This window comes from Bradyrhizobium sp. USDA 3256 (assembly GCF_054058275.1).
In genome coordinates, this window is record NZ_JBSSAE010000002.1 from 2,269,870 (window position 1) to 2,283,566 (window position 13,697).

Annotated in this window: 12 protein-coding genes; 9 read left to right on the forward strand and 3 right to left on the reverse strand. The window is 65.9% G+C overall.

Going from position 1 to position 13,697, the window contains the following annotated elements:
- Window positions 1-341 precede the first annotated feature (341 nt).
- The 9 genes from ACVWY5_RS12155 to ACVWY5_RS12195 all read left to right on the forward strand — a co-directional run bounded on the left by ACVWY5_RS12155 (window position 342) and on the right by ACVWY5_RS12195 (window position 10,169).
- Complete coding sequence (locus ACVWY5_RS12155; protein WP_028331400.1) at window positions 342-2,009, forward strand: amidohydrolase; 1,668 nt, start codon at window positions 342-344, stop codon at window positions 2,007-2,009.
- Window positions 2,009-3,091, forward strand: a complete 1,083-nt coding sequence (locus ACVWY5_RS12160) for a CobW family GTP-binding protein (protein WP_028331399.1) — start codon at window positions 2,009-2,011, stop codon at window positions 3,089-3,091. Before ACVWY5_RS12155 ends, ACVWY5_RS12160 begins: the two co-directional genes overlap by 1 nt.
- 42 nt (window positions 3,092-3,133) lie before the next feature.
- A complete protein-coding gene (locus ACVWY5_RS12165) occupies window positions 3,134-4,447 on the forward strand; it encodes an ABC transporter substrate-binding protein (protein WP_028331398.1) in 1,314 nt (437 codons plus the stop codon).
- Between the two features lies 1 nt (window position 4,448).
- Window positions 4,449-5,180, forward strand: coding sequence for an ABC transporter ATP-binding protein (locus tag ACVWY5_RS12170; RefSeq protein WP_028331397.1), 732 nt, complete (start codon window positions 4,449-4,451; stop codon window positions 5,178-5,180).
- A complete protein-coding gene (locus ACVWY5_RS12175) occupies window positions 5,167-5,865 on the forward strand; it encodes an ABC transporter ATP-binding protein (protein WP_028331396.1) in 699 nt (232 codons plus the stop codon). The genes ACVWY5_RS12170 and ACVWY5_RS12175 overlap by 14 nt, the downstream gene beginning before the upstream one ends.
- Before the next feature lie 17 nt (window positions 5,866-5,882).
- Entirely contained in the window at window positions 5,883-6,749 is an 867-nt protein-coding gene (locus ACVWY5_RS12180; protein WP_028331395.1) for a branched-chain amino acid ABC transporter permease, read from the forward strand.
- 26 nt (window positions 6,750-6,775) lie between these two features.
- Complete coding sequence (locus tag ACVWY5_RS12185; RefSeq protein ID WP_321176770.1) at window positions 6,776-7,774, forward strand: branched-chain amino acid ABC transporter permease; 999 nt, start codon at window positions 6,776-6,778, stop codon at window positions 7,772-7,774.
- A 68-nt stretch (window positions 7,775-7,842) separates the two neighbouring features.
- The gene (locus ACVWY5_RS12190; protein ID WP_080666907.1) at window positions 7,843-9,855 is read left to right on the forward strand and encodes a copper amine oxidase; all 2,013 of its coding nucleotides are present in this window, start codon (window positions 7,843-7,845) and stop codon (window positions 9,853-9,855) included.
- Window positions 9,852-10,169, forward strand: a complete 318-nt coding sequence (locus ACVWY5_RS12195) for a hypothetical protein (protein WP_028331392.1) — start codon at window positions 9,852-9,854, stop codon at window positions 10,167-10,169. The genes ACVWY5_RS12190 and ACVWY5_RS12195 overlap by 4 nt, the downstream gene beginning before the upstream one ends.
- Here ACVWY5_RS12195 and ACVWY5_RS12200 read toward each other — a convergent pair.
- The 3 genes from ACVWY5_RS12200 to ACVWY5_RS12210 form a co-directional block, all read right to left on the reverse strand.
- Window positions 10,155-11,507: an aminotransferase class III-fold pyridoxal phosphate-dependent enzyme gene (locus ACVWY5_RS12200; protein WP_028331391.1), complete on the reverse strand. Its 1,353-nt coding sequence runs from the start codon at window positions 11,505-11,507 to the stop codon at window positions 10,155-10,157. The genes ACVWY5_RS12195 and ACVWY5_RS12200 overlap by 15 nt on opposite strands.
- Window positions 11,508-11,619: 112 nt before the next feature.
- Entirely contained in the window at window positions 11,620-12,285 is a 666-nt protein-coding gene (locus ACVWY5_RS12205) for an HAD family hydrolase (protein ID WP_028331390.1), read from the reverse strand.
- On the reverse strand, window positions 12,282-13,544 hold the full coding sequence (locus ACVWY5_RS12210; protein ID WP_028331389.1) for a Tm-1-like ATP-binding domain-containing protein: 1,263 nt from the start codon (window positions 13,542-13,544) through the stop codon (window positions 12,282-12,284). The genes ACVWY5_RS12205 and ACVWY5_RS12210 overlap by 4 nt, the downstream gene beginning before the upstream one ends.
- Between the last annotated feature and the right edge of the window lie 153 nt (window positions 13,545-13,697).

The window sequence follows — 13,697 nt, forward strand, 5'->3', positions numbered from 1 at the left end:
CTCTCCCGCTTGCGGGGGAGGGCCGGGGTGGGGGCTCTCTCCGCGAGTCACATTGCGGAGAGAGTCCCCACCCGCCGCGCTGCGCGCGCCGACTTCCCCCGCAAGCGGGAGAGGTGAAGCGGAGCCTGCTGCTCAATTCGAAAAAAGTGATGTCGCTCTATGCCGTGCCGCCGCCCGTATCGCCGCAGGCGGCGGAGCATCCACCGGACGGTGGATTGTTCCAAATGCCGACATGCCGAACGTTTGGCCATCATGCCGGCGTCGTGCGCGGTTCAGCCTTGTGCACCGCACGGTGAGAGGCTGATCGCTCCAGGCTTTCCCAATCGAGAAGTTTGATCTGTATGAACAGGACATTCGCCGACACGGTCTTCCGCAACGGCCGAATCTACACGTCGAACCGCGGGCAGCCCTGGGCGACATGCGCGGCCGTCAAGGCCGGCCGGTTCATCGCTGTCGGCGAGGAACGCGACGTCGCGGCGCTCATCGGCGAGGGGACGGCGACCGTCGATCTCGGCGGACGCATGGCGATGCCGGGGATCGTCGACATCCACAATCACATCATGATGGGCGGACAGGCCGATCTCTACGAGCTGCGCTTCTCCAACGCCGACAGCATTCCAAGGATCGCCGAGACCCTGCACAAGGCCGCGTCAGCGGCTGCGCCGGGCGCCTGGATCGTCGGCGGGCAGTTCGGCAACAATCTGTTGAACGAGATGAACACCGCAGAGTCCTGCGCGCTGCTGGACGCAGCCTGCCTCGGTCATCCCGTCGTATTGCGCGACGACACCTATCACAATCGCTGGGCGAGCTCGGCGGCGCTGCGGCTGGCCGGCGTTGCGGCCGACACGGCTGATCCGACCGACGGCGAGATCGGCCGCGACCTCAAGTCCGGAACGCTCACCGGAATCATGATCGAGGCTGCCTCCGGCCTGGTCGAGCGGGCGCTCGCGGCCTCCGGTCACTACACGGCCGAGATGGACCGCGCGGCGGTGGCGCGCTCGATCTCGGTGCTGAATGCCTATGGCGTCACCGCCTTCATCGACGCCGCCAGCATGCAGCCGATCATGGCGGCGCTGAAGGGGCTCGACGACCGCGGCGAGCTCACCGCTTGGGCGGTCTGCTCGATGCCGGTGGTCGAGCCGGGCTTCATGTTCGGCAAGGCCGGCGAGGAGCTGTTTGCGTTGCGCGAGGATTACCGCGGCGCCCATGTGAAGCCCGACTATGTGAAGGTGTTCCTCGACGGCGTGCCGGGCGCCAAGACCGCGGCCTTCCACGAGCCCTATGTAACCGATCCCGTGCGCGGCTGCTGCTTCCGCGGCGCGACCATGCTGACCGTGCCGGACCTGATCCGCTGGCTCGGGCGCTGCGAGAAGCTCGGCCTTGCCGCGAAGATCCATTGCGCGGGCGATGCCGCGGTGACGCAGGCGCTCGACGCCATCGATGTCGTGCGCAGCTTCAACGGCCCGACCCATCTGATCCATCAGATCGCGCATGCGAGCTATATCGCACCCGACGATATCAAGCGCTTCGCAGAGCTTGGTGTCGCCGCCGATCTGTCGCCGATCATCTGGTATCCGACCATCTTCCTCGAGGCGCACAAGGCCGCGATGGGCGAGGAGCGCGCGCAGCGCTTCTGGCCCAACAGGGATCTGAAAGAGGCCGGCGCACTGATGGCCGGCGGCTCGGACTGGCCGGTGATCCCGATCCCCGATCCCTGGCAGGGCATCGAGGGCATGGTGACGCGGCAGAATCCGACCGGGGATTTTCCCGGCAAGTCGCTGTGGGCGGAGCAGGCGCTCGACCTCAAAACCGTGATCGACATCTACACCATCGATGCCGCGCGCGCGGCCGGCCTCGGCCAGTCGATCGGCTCGATCGAGGTGGGCAAATCCGCCGATTTGATCGTGCTCGACCAGATGATCTTCGACATCCCGCCGGATCAACTGGCCGATACGCGGGTCGAGATGACCTTCTTCGAGGGCTGCAAGGTCTACGAGCGGGGCGCGTGATGGCAACGGCGGATCAGATCCCGGTCACGGTGCTGACCGGCTTCCTCGGCAGCGGCAAGACCACGGTGCTGAACCATTTGCTGCGCCAGCCCGAGCTTGGCGGCGTCGTCGCCATCATCAACGAGTTCGGCGAGGTGGCGCTGGATCATCTGCTGGTCGAGAGCAGCGAGGACCGCCTGGCGCTGCTCGACAATGGCTGCATCTGCTGCTCGGTGCGCGAGGACCTGATCGAGACGTTGGCCGACCTTGCGTCGCGATGTGCTGACGGCACGATCCCGCCGTTCCACCGGGTGCTGGTCGAGACCACCGGGCTCGCCGATCCCGTGCCCGTGCTGCACACACTAATGACGGCGCCTGATGTCCTCAGTCGCTACCGGATCGACGGCGTGGTCGCGACCGTCGATGCGGTTAATGGTGCGCACACCCTTGCGGCCCATGGCGAGGCCGTCAGGCAGATCGCCGTCGCCGACCGGTTGCTGGTGACCAAGATCGACCTTGCCGCCGAGGACGCACTGGCGCGGCTTGATGCGCAGCTTGCGGCGATCAATCCGGTCGCGACGCGCACGAAAGTGCAGAACGGGATCGTCGATCCGGCGAAGGTCCTCGATGCCGGGCTGTTCGATCCGGCGGCGCGCTCCGCCGATGTCGTGCGCTGGTTCGATCTGGCATCGCAGGCGGCCAACTCGCCACACGGGGATCATCACTGCGAAGGCGAGGCGTGCGGCCACCACAGCCATCACGCGCACGATGCCGGCGTGTCATCCTACAGCCTGGTCATCGACGAGCCGATCCAGCGCGAGGCGTTCGCGCGCTGGCTCGACTATGTCGCGGCGCTCAGAGGCGAGGACCTGCTGCGCTTCAAGGCGATCGTGCACGTCGCCGAGCAGCCCGATGCGCCCATCGTAGTGCATGGCGTGCAGCACGTGTTCCATCCGCCGATCACGCTTGCCGGTTGGCCGTCGGCGGACCGGCGCTCGCGGCTCGTCTTCATCGTGCGCGGCATCCCGCGCCGGATCATCGAAAACACCTTGTGCAAATTCGCCGCGGTGAGCCGTGCGGCGATCCAGCGATCGGCTGCGTGAGCCGCGGTCAGGCATCTTCATTGGTTGTGGAGGGAGAGGGACATGACTGAGACAAAGAGCAATACGGCGTCAGGCCGGCTCGACCGGCGTACTCTGCTGAAAGTGGCCGGTGCCGCCGGTCTCGCATCGGCGATGAACGTGCCACTGGTCAATGTCGCGCGGGCCGCCGGCAACACCATCAAGATCGGCTGGGTCGGCTGCCTCTCCGGCGTCCGCGCGCAGTTCGCCGAGCCCGATCCCTGGATCCATGAGCGCATCAAGGCGCGGCTGAAGGATGGTCTGAAGATCGGCGGCAAGACCTATCAGGTCGAGCTGGTGTTCAAGGACAATCAATCCGATCCGAATCGATCGTCGGTGATCGCGAGCGAGCTGGTGCTGCGTGAAAAGTGCGACCTGATCCTGATCGAGGACGGCGACGCCCAGCCGCCGGTGCAGGAGCTCGCCGACGCCCGCGGCATTCCCACCATCTCGACCATGGTGCCGTGGCAGGGCTGGATGTTCCCGCGCAAGTCGGCGCCGGACAAGGGTTTTCCCTACAGCTACCACTTCTTCTGGGGCGCCGACGACGTCGCGAAGAATTTCTTGGGCATGTGGCAGTCGGTCGAGACCAACAAGAAGGTCGGCACGCTCTACATCGATAACCCGCCGGGCCAGGCATTCTCCGATCCGAAGCTCGGCCTGCCGGCAGGCATCTCGGCGGCCGGCTATCAGGAATTCTCGGCCGGCAAATTCCAGATCGCGACCGACGACTTCACCAACCAGATCGCGCTGTTCAAGAACAACGGCGTCGACATCGTCTCCGGCTTCACCTTCAGCAATCACTGGGTGACGCTGTGGAATCAGGCGGCGCAGGCCGGTTTCAAGCCGCAGATCTGCACGGTGGCGGCGGCCTTCCTGTTCCCGGCCGCGGTGAATGCGCTCGGCGATCGCGGCGACGGCATGTCGACCGAGGTGTGGTGGACGCCGGCTTATCCATTCAAGTCCTCGCTGACCGGGCAGAGCGCCGCCGAACTCGCCGCGGAGTGGGAAAAGACCACCGGCAAGCAGTGGACGCAGCCGATCGGCTACGCCCATGCGCTGTGGGAGGTCGGGCTCGCGGCGTTGCAGAACAGCGATCCCAAGGACAAGAACTCATTGCGCGATGCGATCGCCGGTCTCGACATGGAGACCGTGGTCGGCCGGGTCAAGTTCAAGGACAGCCCGATCAAGAACGTCGCGGTGACCTCGCTGTCCGGCGGGCAATGGCGCAAGGCCAAGGGCGGCAAGTCGAAATACGAGCTCCTGATCGTGCACAACGGAACGGCGCCGTTCATCCCGAAGCAGGCCGATCTCCAGCTGCTCTCCAAGCTGGCCTGAGATGGCACCGCTTCTGCGCGTCAGCGGGCTGGCCAAGCGCTTCGGCGAGATCGTGGTCGCCGACAATGTCAGCTTCGAGCTGGCGCGCGGCGAGTGCCTCGGCGTGATCGGCCCGAACGGCGCCGGCAAGAGTTCGTTGCTGAACCTGATCGTCGGCCTGCTCACGGCCGACGGCGGCTCGATCATGCTCGACGACAGGGAGATATCAGCCCTGCCGCCGCATCGCCGGGCGCGGATGGGGCTCGGGCGGGCGTTCCAGATCCCGCAGCCGTTCCCGCATCTGTCGGTCTACGAGAACGCGCTGGTCGCGGCATCCTATGGCGCGGGCTTCACCGGCGAGGCGGCATCGAGCTGGACCATGGAGGTGTTGCAGCGCACCGGGCTCGACGCCAAGGCGGACAGGCTCGCCGGCGCCTTGCCGCTGATCGACCGCAAGCGGCTGGAATTCGCCAAGGCGCTGGCCTCGAAGCCGAAGCTGATCCTGCTCGACGAGATCGCCGCCGGGCTGACCGAGCCCGAGGTCGAGCGCCTCGTTGCCATCATCCAGTCGGTGAAGGCCGACCATGCCACGATCTGGATCGAGCACATCCCGCACGCGCTGCGCGCGGTGTCGGATCGCATTCTGGTGCTCGACTTCGGCCGCAAGGTGCTGGAGGGACCGCCGGCCGAGGTCATGGACAGCGCGGTGGTGCGCGAGATCTACATGGGATTGAAGGCCGATGGCATTGCTTGATGTGAACGGCCTGCAGATCTTCTACGGCGATCTGCAAGCCGTGTTCGACATGAACTTCACCGTCGCGGACGGTGAAGCGGTGGCGCTGGTCGGCGCCAATGGCGCCGGCAAGTCGACGTTTCTGAAGGCGCTGGTCGGTCTCAACGAGGAGCGTCGCGGCGCGGTGCAGTTCGACGGCATCGATATCTCGCAGATGCCGGCCGAAGAGGTGTCGCGGCTCGGCCTCATCATGGTGCCCGAGGGCCGCCTGCTGTTCGACTCGTTGACGATCGAGGAGAACCTCTTGATGGGCAGCGTCAACCGGCGCAAAGGCAGCTGGACCCTGCGGCGGGTATTCGACCTGTTTCCGATCCTCGAGGAGCGGCGGCGGATGTTTCCCGGCCAACTCTCCGGCGGCCAGCAGCAGATGGCGGCGATCGGCCGCGCGCTGATGTCGAACCCGCGGCTCCTGTTGTGCGACGAGATCTCGCTCGGGCTCGCCCCCGTCGTGGTCGAGCAAATTTACCGCTCCTTTGCCGACATCCGCCGCGAGGGCACCGCCGTCGTGCTGGTCGAGCAGGACGTCAAGCGCGCGCTCGCGACCTCGGAGCGGATCTATTGCCTGTTGAAGGGGCGGGTGTCGCTGACCGGCCCGGCGCAAGGCTTGCAGCCGGAGCAGCTGACGCACGCCTATTTCGGTAACTAGCCAGGATTGGCAACGACATGATCTGGGTTGAGACATTGATCAACGGGGCCCTGCTTGGCGGGCTCTATGGGCTGCTCGGCATCGGGCTCGCGCTGGTGTTCGGTGTGATGCGCGTCGTCAACATCGCGCATGGCGAGTTCATGGTGCTGAGCGCGTTCTGCGCCGTGCTGCTGGCCAACCTGTTTCCGCAGGCGTCGCCGCTGTTGATGCTGATCCCGGTGATTGCGCTGTCCTTTGCGGTCGGATGGCTCTATCAGGCCGCCATCGTCAACCGCGTCGTGACCTCGCCCGATCCGCTCTCGCCGCTGCTTTTGACCTTCGGCGTGTCGGTGATCCTGCGCAACGTGATGGTCGAGGTGTTCGGCGCCGACGTGCGCAGCCTCCAGGTTGGCGAGCTCTCTCGCGCCAGCCTCGAGGTCGCCGGGCTGAACATCGGCATCATGCCGCTGCTCACCCTGGTGCTCGCCGCATTGCTGTTCATGGCGCTGCAACTCGTGCTGCGTCATACCGAGTTCGGCCGGATCGTGCGCGCCACGGCTGACCGCCGGGACATCGTCCGGCTGTCCGGGGTCAAGCCCGACCGGGTCTATAATTACGTCATGGGCCTGTCGCTCGCGCTCGGCGCGATCGGCGGCGTGCTGCTTGCGGTGCGCTCGAGCTTCACGCCGTTCTCGGGTGCCGAGCGGCTGTTGATCGCGTTCGAGGTCGTGGTGCTCGGCGGGCTCGGCTCGTTCTGGGGCGCGCTGCTCGGCGGTATCGCGCTCGGCATGGCGCAATTGATCGGGCTGAAAATCGATCCGAATGCCGGGCTGCTCTATGCGCACCTCCTGTTCTTCATCATGCTGCTGATCCGCCCGTCGGGTCTCGTGTCGAGCAGGGTGTGATTCCGATGCCGACACGGACCATTCTTGTGGCCTCTGCCATCTTGCTCGTCGCGGCAATTGCCGGCGCGCCCTTGGTGCTGAACGAGGGTTTTCTGCGGCTCGCGACCGAGTGCCTGCTCTTGCTGACGATGGCGCAGATGTGGAACCTGCTGGCGGGCTATGCCGGGCTTGTGTCACTCGGCCACCAGGTCTTCATCGCCTTCGGCGCCTATGCGCTGTTCCTGACCTCGGGCTGGCTCGAGGTCGCGCCGATCTGGGTGCTGCCGGTCGCGCCGCTGGTGGCGGGCGCCGTTGCGGCGATCATCGCCTTTCCGCTGTTTCGTTTGCGCGACGCCTATTTCTCGATCGCGATGTGGGTGTTCGCCGAGATCATCGGCGCGTTCACGATGAAGTCGCAGGCCGTCGGCGGCACGTCGGGCGTGCCGCTCGCGACCAGCAGGCTGATCGATTTCGACTGGTTCGAGCCGACGATGTTCTGGCTCGCCGGCGGCCTGACGCTGGTGACCATCGCGGCGCTGTACAGGATGATGACCTCGAGCTTCGGGCTCGGGCTGATGAGCGTGCGCGACAATGACCTTGCGGCGATGAGCGTCGGCGTCGACGTCCGGCATAATCGTTTTGTCGCCTTCGTGCTCTCGGCGGCGGGATGCGGGTTTGCCGGCGCGCTCAACTTCATGGGCAATCTGTTCATCGCGCCGCTGGCGGCCTTCGACGTCAACTGGTCCGTGTACATGATGTTCATCGTGATCATCGGCGGTATCGGAACGCTGGAAGGCCCGATCCTCGGCGTCATCATCTTCTTCGGCCTGCGCGAGCTGATGACCGGACCGCTCGGCCTGTCCGGCGGCTGGTATCTGGTCGGGCTCGGCATCATCGCCGTCGTGGTGATGATTGTGGCGCCGCGCGGCCTCTGGCCGGCCTTGCGCGATCGCATCGGCGTGCGGCTGCTCGATGTACACCGCGCCGCACCACGCCCGGCCGCGGCCGCGATCCTGCCGGCGGCGTCGGAACAGGTTACCGGATGAAGAAGCGGGCCTTCACGTCGCCACCGTTGCTTGTATTCTGACAGTTCTGGCTTTGAGTGGAGGGCGGAATGGCTCTGATATCCCGGCACGGCGTGTGGGCAGTGGCCGGTCTGATGGTCGCGACATTGGCGGCGCCGCTGCCGGCGAAGGCCGAGCGGCGGATGTGGCCGCAGGCGGCCGCAACGCACCCGATGGACGGGCTCACCACCGACGAAATCCGCTCGGTCTCCGATATCCTGCGCGGCGCCGGCAAGCTCGACGATTCGGCGCGGGTCGTCTCGATGTCGGTCGAGGAGGATCCCAAGGACGAGGTGCGGGCGTGGAAGCCCGGACAGCCCTTCACGCGCCGGGCCAGCGCGACGCTGCTGAGCGGCGGGCATCTCTACGAGGCCCATGTCGATCTCGCCGCGCGCAGCCTGCTCGGCTGGCAGGAAGTCAGGGATCATGAGGCTGCGCTGACCTTCGACGAACTGATCTCCGCCGGCGATCTGCCGAAGCAGGACCCGCGCTGGATCGCCGCGATGGCCAAGCGCGGCATCACCGATTTCCGCAACGTGCTGTGCCTGCCGCTGACCGTGGGTCCAGTGACCGATCCGGCGTTGAAAGGCCGCCGCCTGCTCAACGTTCCCTGTGTCGACACCGCGGGCGCCGCCAACAATCTCTGGGGCAAGCCGATCGAGAACCTGTTCGCCCAGGTCGATCTCAAGAGCAAAACGGTGCTGTCGGTGACCGATCTCGGCGTGGTGCCGCCACCGCCGCAGACGCCCTCGCACGCCTATGCCGACTCCGGAACATATCGCAAGCCACCGAAGCCGATCGAAATCGCAGCGCCTGAAGGCAGCAACGTGAAGGTGGAGGGCGGCCAGGTCCGCTGGGACAACTGGTCATTCCATGTCCGTCTCGAGCCGCGCGTCGGCGCCGTGCTGTCGCTGATTCGCTACGATGACCACGGCACGCTCCGCGACATCGCCTATCAGATATCGGCGAGCGAGATGTTCGTGCCCTACATGGACCCGGCGCCGACCTGGTCGTTCCGCGCCTATATGGACATCGGCGAGTACGGCTTTGGCGTGCTTTCCAGCGAATTGCAGCGCGGCGTGGATTGTCCCGAAGGCGCGCATTATCTCGACCTGACGATCTCGGATACCAAGGGTGCGCCGGTCGTTTCCAAAGGCGCGGTCTGCATCTTCGAGCGCCCGACCGGCGATCCGATCTGGCGCCACAGCGAGCTGATCAACAACACCGCCGAGGTGCGGCCGAACAACGAGCTGGTGGTGCGGATGGCGCCGGTGGTCGGCAATTACGACTATCTGGTGGACTACGTGTTCGACCGTGCCGGCAATATCGATGTGCGGCTCGGCGCCTACGGCATCGATGCGACCAAGGGCGTCGCGAGCAAGACATTGAGCGACCCGACGGCTGCGCAGGACACCGCCTTTGGGACGCTGGTCGAGGAACGGCTGCTCGCGGTCAATCACGATCACTACATGACGTTCCGGATCGACATGGACGTCGACGGCACCTCGAACCGGCTGGTCGAGGATCGCTTCAATGTCCGCCGGCTGGAGCAGGGCCAGCGCAAGAGCCTCTGGCAGGTCGACACCAGGCCGGTTGCGACCGAAGGTCCGATCACCATGCCGCTGAACGCGGCGCAGTTCAGGATCGAGAGCACGGGCAAGACCAACGGCCGCGGCTATCGCACGAGCTATCAGCTGATGCCCGGTCACTCCGACGTCTCGCTGCTCGCCAAGGACGATCCGATCCAGCTGCGCGCCGGTTTCAGCGCCTACACGCTGTGGACCTCGGCCTACGCCAAGGACGAGCGCTACGCCGCGGGCCTGTATCCGAACGGAAACCCCGAGGTCGACGGCCTGCCGAAATGGACGGCGGCGAAGCGGCCGATCGAGGACCGCGACCTCGTGCTGTGGTACACGGTCGGCTTCCGCCACGTGCCGCGCGCCGAGGATTGGCCTGTCATGCCCGGCCTGTGGCACGGCTTCCGGCTGCGTCCGTTCAACTTCTTCGATCGCAATCCCGCGCTCGACGTGCCCCCGATGGTGAATGCCAGGGAGACGAAATGAGCGGGCGCGCGCATCGCATCGGAGCGGTGGCCGGCGCGCTGCTAGCGCTATTGGCGGCAGGGCCGGTTGCTGCCGGCGCGGTGGGCGAGAGCAGCGTTGACGACGCGTCCTTGCTCTATCTGAGCAGCAACGATTGGGAGCGCCAATCCGAGACGCGCAAGGTCGCGCTGGCGGCCGACTTCATGCGCATCTTCTGCACCGATCAGACGATGTCGGCCATATCGCTGGCCGATTGCCTCGACCGCGACAAGGCTAATGGCGCCCTGTTCGAGCGCGCCATGGCTTGCGTCAGTGCGCTGTCAACCGGCCGCTGAGAGGCCGGCGTCGATTCCTTCGGCGATCCGTCTCACATCCGCTGCCGTGAGGATCAGGGGCGGGGACAGGATCAGGTTGTTGCCGGAGACGCGCAGCATCACGCCGGCCTCGTAGGCGGCATCGGCAACCTTCGCCATCGTCTTCTTGTCGGCGGCCTTCTTGCTGTCGCGATCAGCGACCAACTCGAGTGCGGCCATCAAACCCTTGCCCCTGACGTCGCCGACCAGCGCATGCTTTGCCTTGAGCGCGGCAAGCGCCCGCGCAAGGTCCTCGCCGCGCGCGTGGGCATTCTCGTCGAGCTTGAGGCGGCGAGTCTCGGCGAGCGCCGCAAGGCCCGCGGCGCAGCCGACCGGATGGCCGGAATAGGTGTAGCCATGGCCGATCGAGCCGAACGCGGTCGTGTCGGCCTCGAAGGCTTCCGTGACCTGCTCGCCGATCAGCGTCGCGCCAAGCGGGAAATAGCCCGAGGTGATCGCCTTGGCCATCGTCATCATGTCGGGCTTCACGCCCCAGAGCCGCGAACCCGACCACGCGCCCGTGCGCCCGAAACCTGTGACGACCTCGTCCGCGATCATCAGGATGCCGTGACGGTCGCAGATCTCGCGCGCCAGCTTCATGAAGCTGTCCGGCGGCACGATCACGCCGCCGGCCCCTAACACCGGCTCCATGATGAAGGCCGCGATGGTGTCGGCGCCCTGGAATGCGATCTCCTCCTCCATCGCCGCTGCGCACAGCTGCGCGAGTTTTGCTGCATCGGTCTCGTTGAAGGGATTGCGGTAGGTCGACGGCGCGGGGATATGGAACACGCCGGGCAGCATCGGCTCATAGTTGCGGCGGAAATTGGCGTTGCCGTTGACGGAGGCGCCGCCGAAATGGGTGCCGTGATAGCCCTTCTTCAGCGCCAGGAACTTGGTGCGGTCGGCCTGGCCCTTGATCTTCCAGTATTGCCGCGCGAGCCGCAGCGCGGTCTCGACCGAGTCCGAGCCGCCCGAGGTGAAGAAAGCGCGCACCATGCCTTCCGGCTTGAACCATTCGGTGAGCTCGTAGGCGAGCTCGATCGAGGGGCCGGATGAGGTACCGCGAAAGCCCGAATAGTACGGCAGCGCGCTGAGCTGGTCCGCGATCGCCTGCTTGATCGGATCGCAGCTGTAGCCGAGATTGACATTCCACAATCCGCCGACCGCATCGATTACGGTCTTGCCGTCGATATCGGTGACTTCGACGCCTTCGCCCTTCATCACGATCCGCGGCGGCTGCGCTCGCATCTCGGCAGGATGGGCCATCGGGTGCCAGATCGGCTTGGCGTTGTTCTCAACCAGGAAGTTTCTGTCGCGCATGGTCGCCCTCTGTCCGGCTGGAGCCTGTTCCGTTTCGATGGAATCGGAACGGGGCTCCAGATTCTGGTTTTGACGCGTTTTCGAACCGGTACCCGCTTCGCTCGAAAACGCTTTAGTCGAATTGCAGCCCGAAATGCCGCAGCGCCTCGCCGTAGGACGCGGCAGGATTGCGCACATCGAACAGCACCGTGCGCATGTTGCACGCGGCGGCGCCTGCGATGTTGCGGCGCTGGTCGTCGACGAAGACGCAATTGTCTGCCTCCAGCGCCAGTTCGTCCAGCACGCTGTGATAGGCGCGGGGGTCGGGCTTCAGGATCCCGGTATGCGTGGCATCGACGATGGTGTCGAAGCGCTTGAGGATGGAGAGACGGCTGCGGAAATCGGCGCCGTAGAACAGGTCGAGCTCGTTCGACAGGATGGCGAGGCGGAACCCGGCATCGGCGGCGAGGGTGATCGCGCGCGCTGCCTCGGGGCGGATCACGGTGTCGGGATCGGCGCCACGCGCGCGTTTCACGAAGGTCTCCATGTCGCGCCAGTCCTCGCCGACCAGGCGCCCGACCTCGCGGCTGCGGGTCAGCCAGTAGTCGCGCTCAGAAATTTCGCCACGCTGCATGGAAGTCCAGAGCGGATCGCTGTCGGGCGCGAACGGTCCGAGCCATTTCAGTGTGCATGGGGCGAGTCCGAGCGTGCGCTCGGTCAGGTCGTGGGTCTCGAACAATGTCTTCGAGATCACCCCGCCGAAGTCGAGCACCAGCGCCTGGGCACGCGGCCTCCTCATGCGGCAACCGTGGTGCGGCCGCGAGGGACAATGCCGGCAGCGACCCATCGGTCGAAGATGCCGAGCACTGTTTCGTTGAATGCGGCGCTGTTGATGTGATCCTTGATCTCGTGCAACTCGACCGGCGCCCTGATCGCCGACCGCATGGCTTCGACGAAGGCGGCGAGGGCGTCAGGATCGTGCAAGGTTTCGCCTTCGCGATCCCATTGCTGGATGCCGCCGGTGGGCAGCACGAAGGCAACGGGAGCGTTGGCCTGGGACAGTTTCTCGGCGATCGCGCGTGCGATCCGTTGGCGATCAGTGGATCCCGACGTTGCCGACGCAAGCAGCCGGTTATGCGCGTGGAACGGGCGATCCGACAGCTCGTTCGGAACCCCAAGCCATGCCGGGAAATCCACCATGTCGATCGCCCCGGGCGCGACGATCTGTGGAATGCCGGCTCTTCCGGCATTCTCAAGCCTGTCAGCGCCGGAATTGACCACCGAGCCGGTGAGCTGGTTGGCGACCTCCTGCAAGCTGAGGTCCAGCACCGCGGCGAAGCCACCTTGCGCGGCGATCGATTCCATCGCGCGGCCGCCCATGCCGGTGGTGTGGAAGACGACGACCTCGTAGCCGCGCCGTTCGAGCTGCGGCTTGAGCTCGACCATGTAGTGCAGGCAGCTCTTGCCGAGCGAGGTGATCGCAACGACCGGCCGGTCCTTGCGCGGCCTGATTGCGCTTCTGGCGGCGCCGACGATCGCGCCGCAGGCTTGCGACAGCACGGCGGTGCAGGCGCCGTTGAGGCCGTAGAGACCGCCGGCCCACAGGATCATCATCAGATCGGCGGCGACGCGCTCGGGCGGGATCAGATGCGAGAAGGCGACGGTCGAGACGATCAGCTTCGGCAGGCCGAGCGGCAGCGCCTGCGCGACGTCGAGCGCAAGGTCGGTGCCCATCGTGCCGCCGATCGCGATCGCGCCGTCGATGGCATCGCGCTCCGCGAGCGCGCGCGCCAGATTGGCGGCGCCAACCGCCATCAGTGACATCGCGGAATTCTCGTCGCCGCTCGATGCGATCGCCTCGATCGTGGTTTGTGCGGCCGCCGCCACCGCGTGCTTGTCATGTGCGGGCCGGTACGGCGGATCGCCGAGCACGCTGATGTCCATCATGATGGTTCGGCCACCGGCGCGCGCGATGCACTCGCTCATGAACAGCAGTTCGTCGGCCTTGGTGTCTCCCGTTCCGATCAGGAGGATGCGGGGCTGCGTCATCTCGGGCATGACCTTCGGCTCGCCGGCAGGCGTAAGGGATGGTGACAACCGGTTTGCATAACGCAGGCGGAGCGCTCGGCCATCGTGCGATCACGCTATGGGGGCGCGCCTTGCCGTGACATCCACCTATCGGTTGATTGCTGCCAAGGCCTTGATTTGGCG

What these genes read in the sequence shown, in the direction of transcription:
- ACVWY5_RS12210 (WP_028331389.1), bottom strand. Translation starts at nt 13,544, where the DNA reads ATGCCCGAGATGACGCAGCCCCGCATCCTCCTGATCGGAACGGGAGAC.
- ACVWY5_RS12205 (WP_028331390.1), bottom strand. Translation starts at nt 12,285, where the DNA reads ATGAGGAGGCCGCGTGCCCAGGCGCTGGTGCTCGACTTCGGCGGGGTG.
- ACVWY5_RS12175 (WP_028331396.1), top strand. Translation starts at nt 5,167, where the DNA reads ATGGCATTGCTTGATGTGAACGGCCTGCAGATCTTCTACGGCGATCTG.
- ACVWY5_RS12200 (WP_028331391.1), bottom strand. Translation starts at nt 11,507, where the DNA reads ATGCGCGACAGAAACTTCCTGGTTGAGAACAACGCCAAGCCGATCTGG.
- ACVWY5_RS12190 (WP_080666907.1), top strand. Translation starts at nt 7,843, where the DNA reads ATGGCTCTGATATCCCGGCACGGCGTGTGGGCAGTGGCCGGTCTGATG.
- ACVWY5_RS12165 (WP_028331398.1), top strand. Translation starts at nt 3,134, where the DNA reads ATGACTGAGACAAAGAGCAATACGGCGTCAGGCCGGCTCGACCGGCGT.
- ACVWY5_RS12195 (WP_028331392.1), top strand. Translation starts at nt 9,852, where the DNA reads ATGAGCGGGCGCGCGCATCGCATCGGAGCGGTGGCCGGCGCGCTGCTA.
- ACVWY5_RS12180 (WP_028331395.1), top strand. Translation starts at nt 5,883, where the DNA reads ATGATCTGGGTTGAGACATTGATCAACGGGGCCCTGCTTGGCGGGCTC.
- ACVWY5_RS12160 (WP_028331399.1), top strand. Translation starts at nt 2,009, where the DNA reads ATGGCAACGGCGGATCAGATCCCGGTCACGGTGCTGACCGGCTTCCTC.
- ACVWY5_RS12170 (WP_028331397.1), top strand. Translation starts at nt 4,449, where the DNA reads ATGGCACCGCTTCTGCGCGTCAGCGGGCTGGCCAAGCGCTTCGGCGAG.
- ACVWY5_RS12155 (WP_028331400.1), top strand. Translation starts at nt 342, where the DNA reads ATGAACAGGACATTCGCCGACACGGTCTTCCGCAACGGCCGAATCTAC.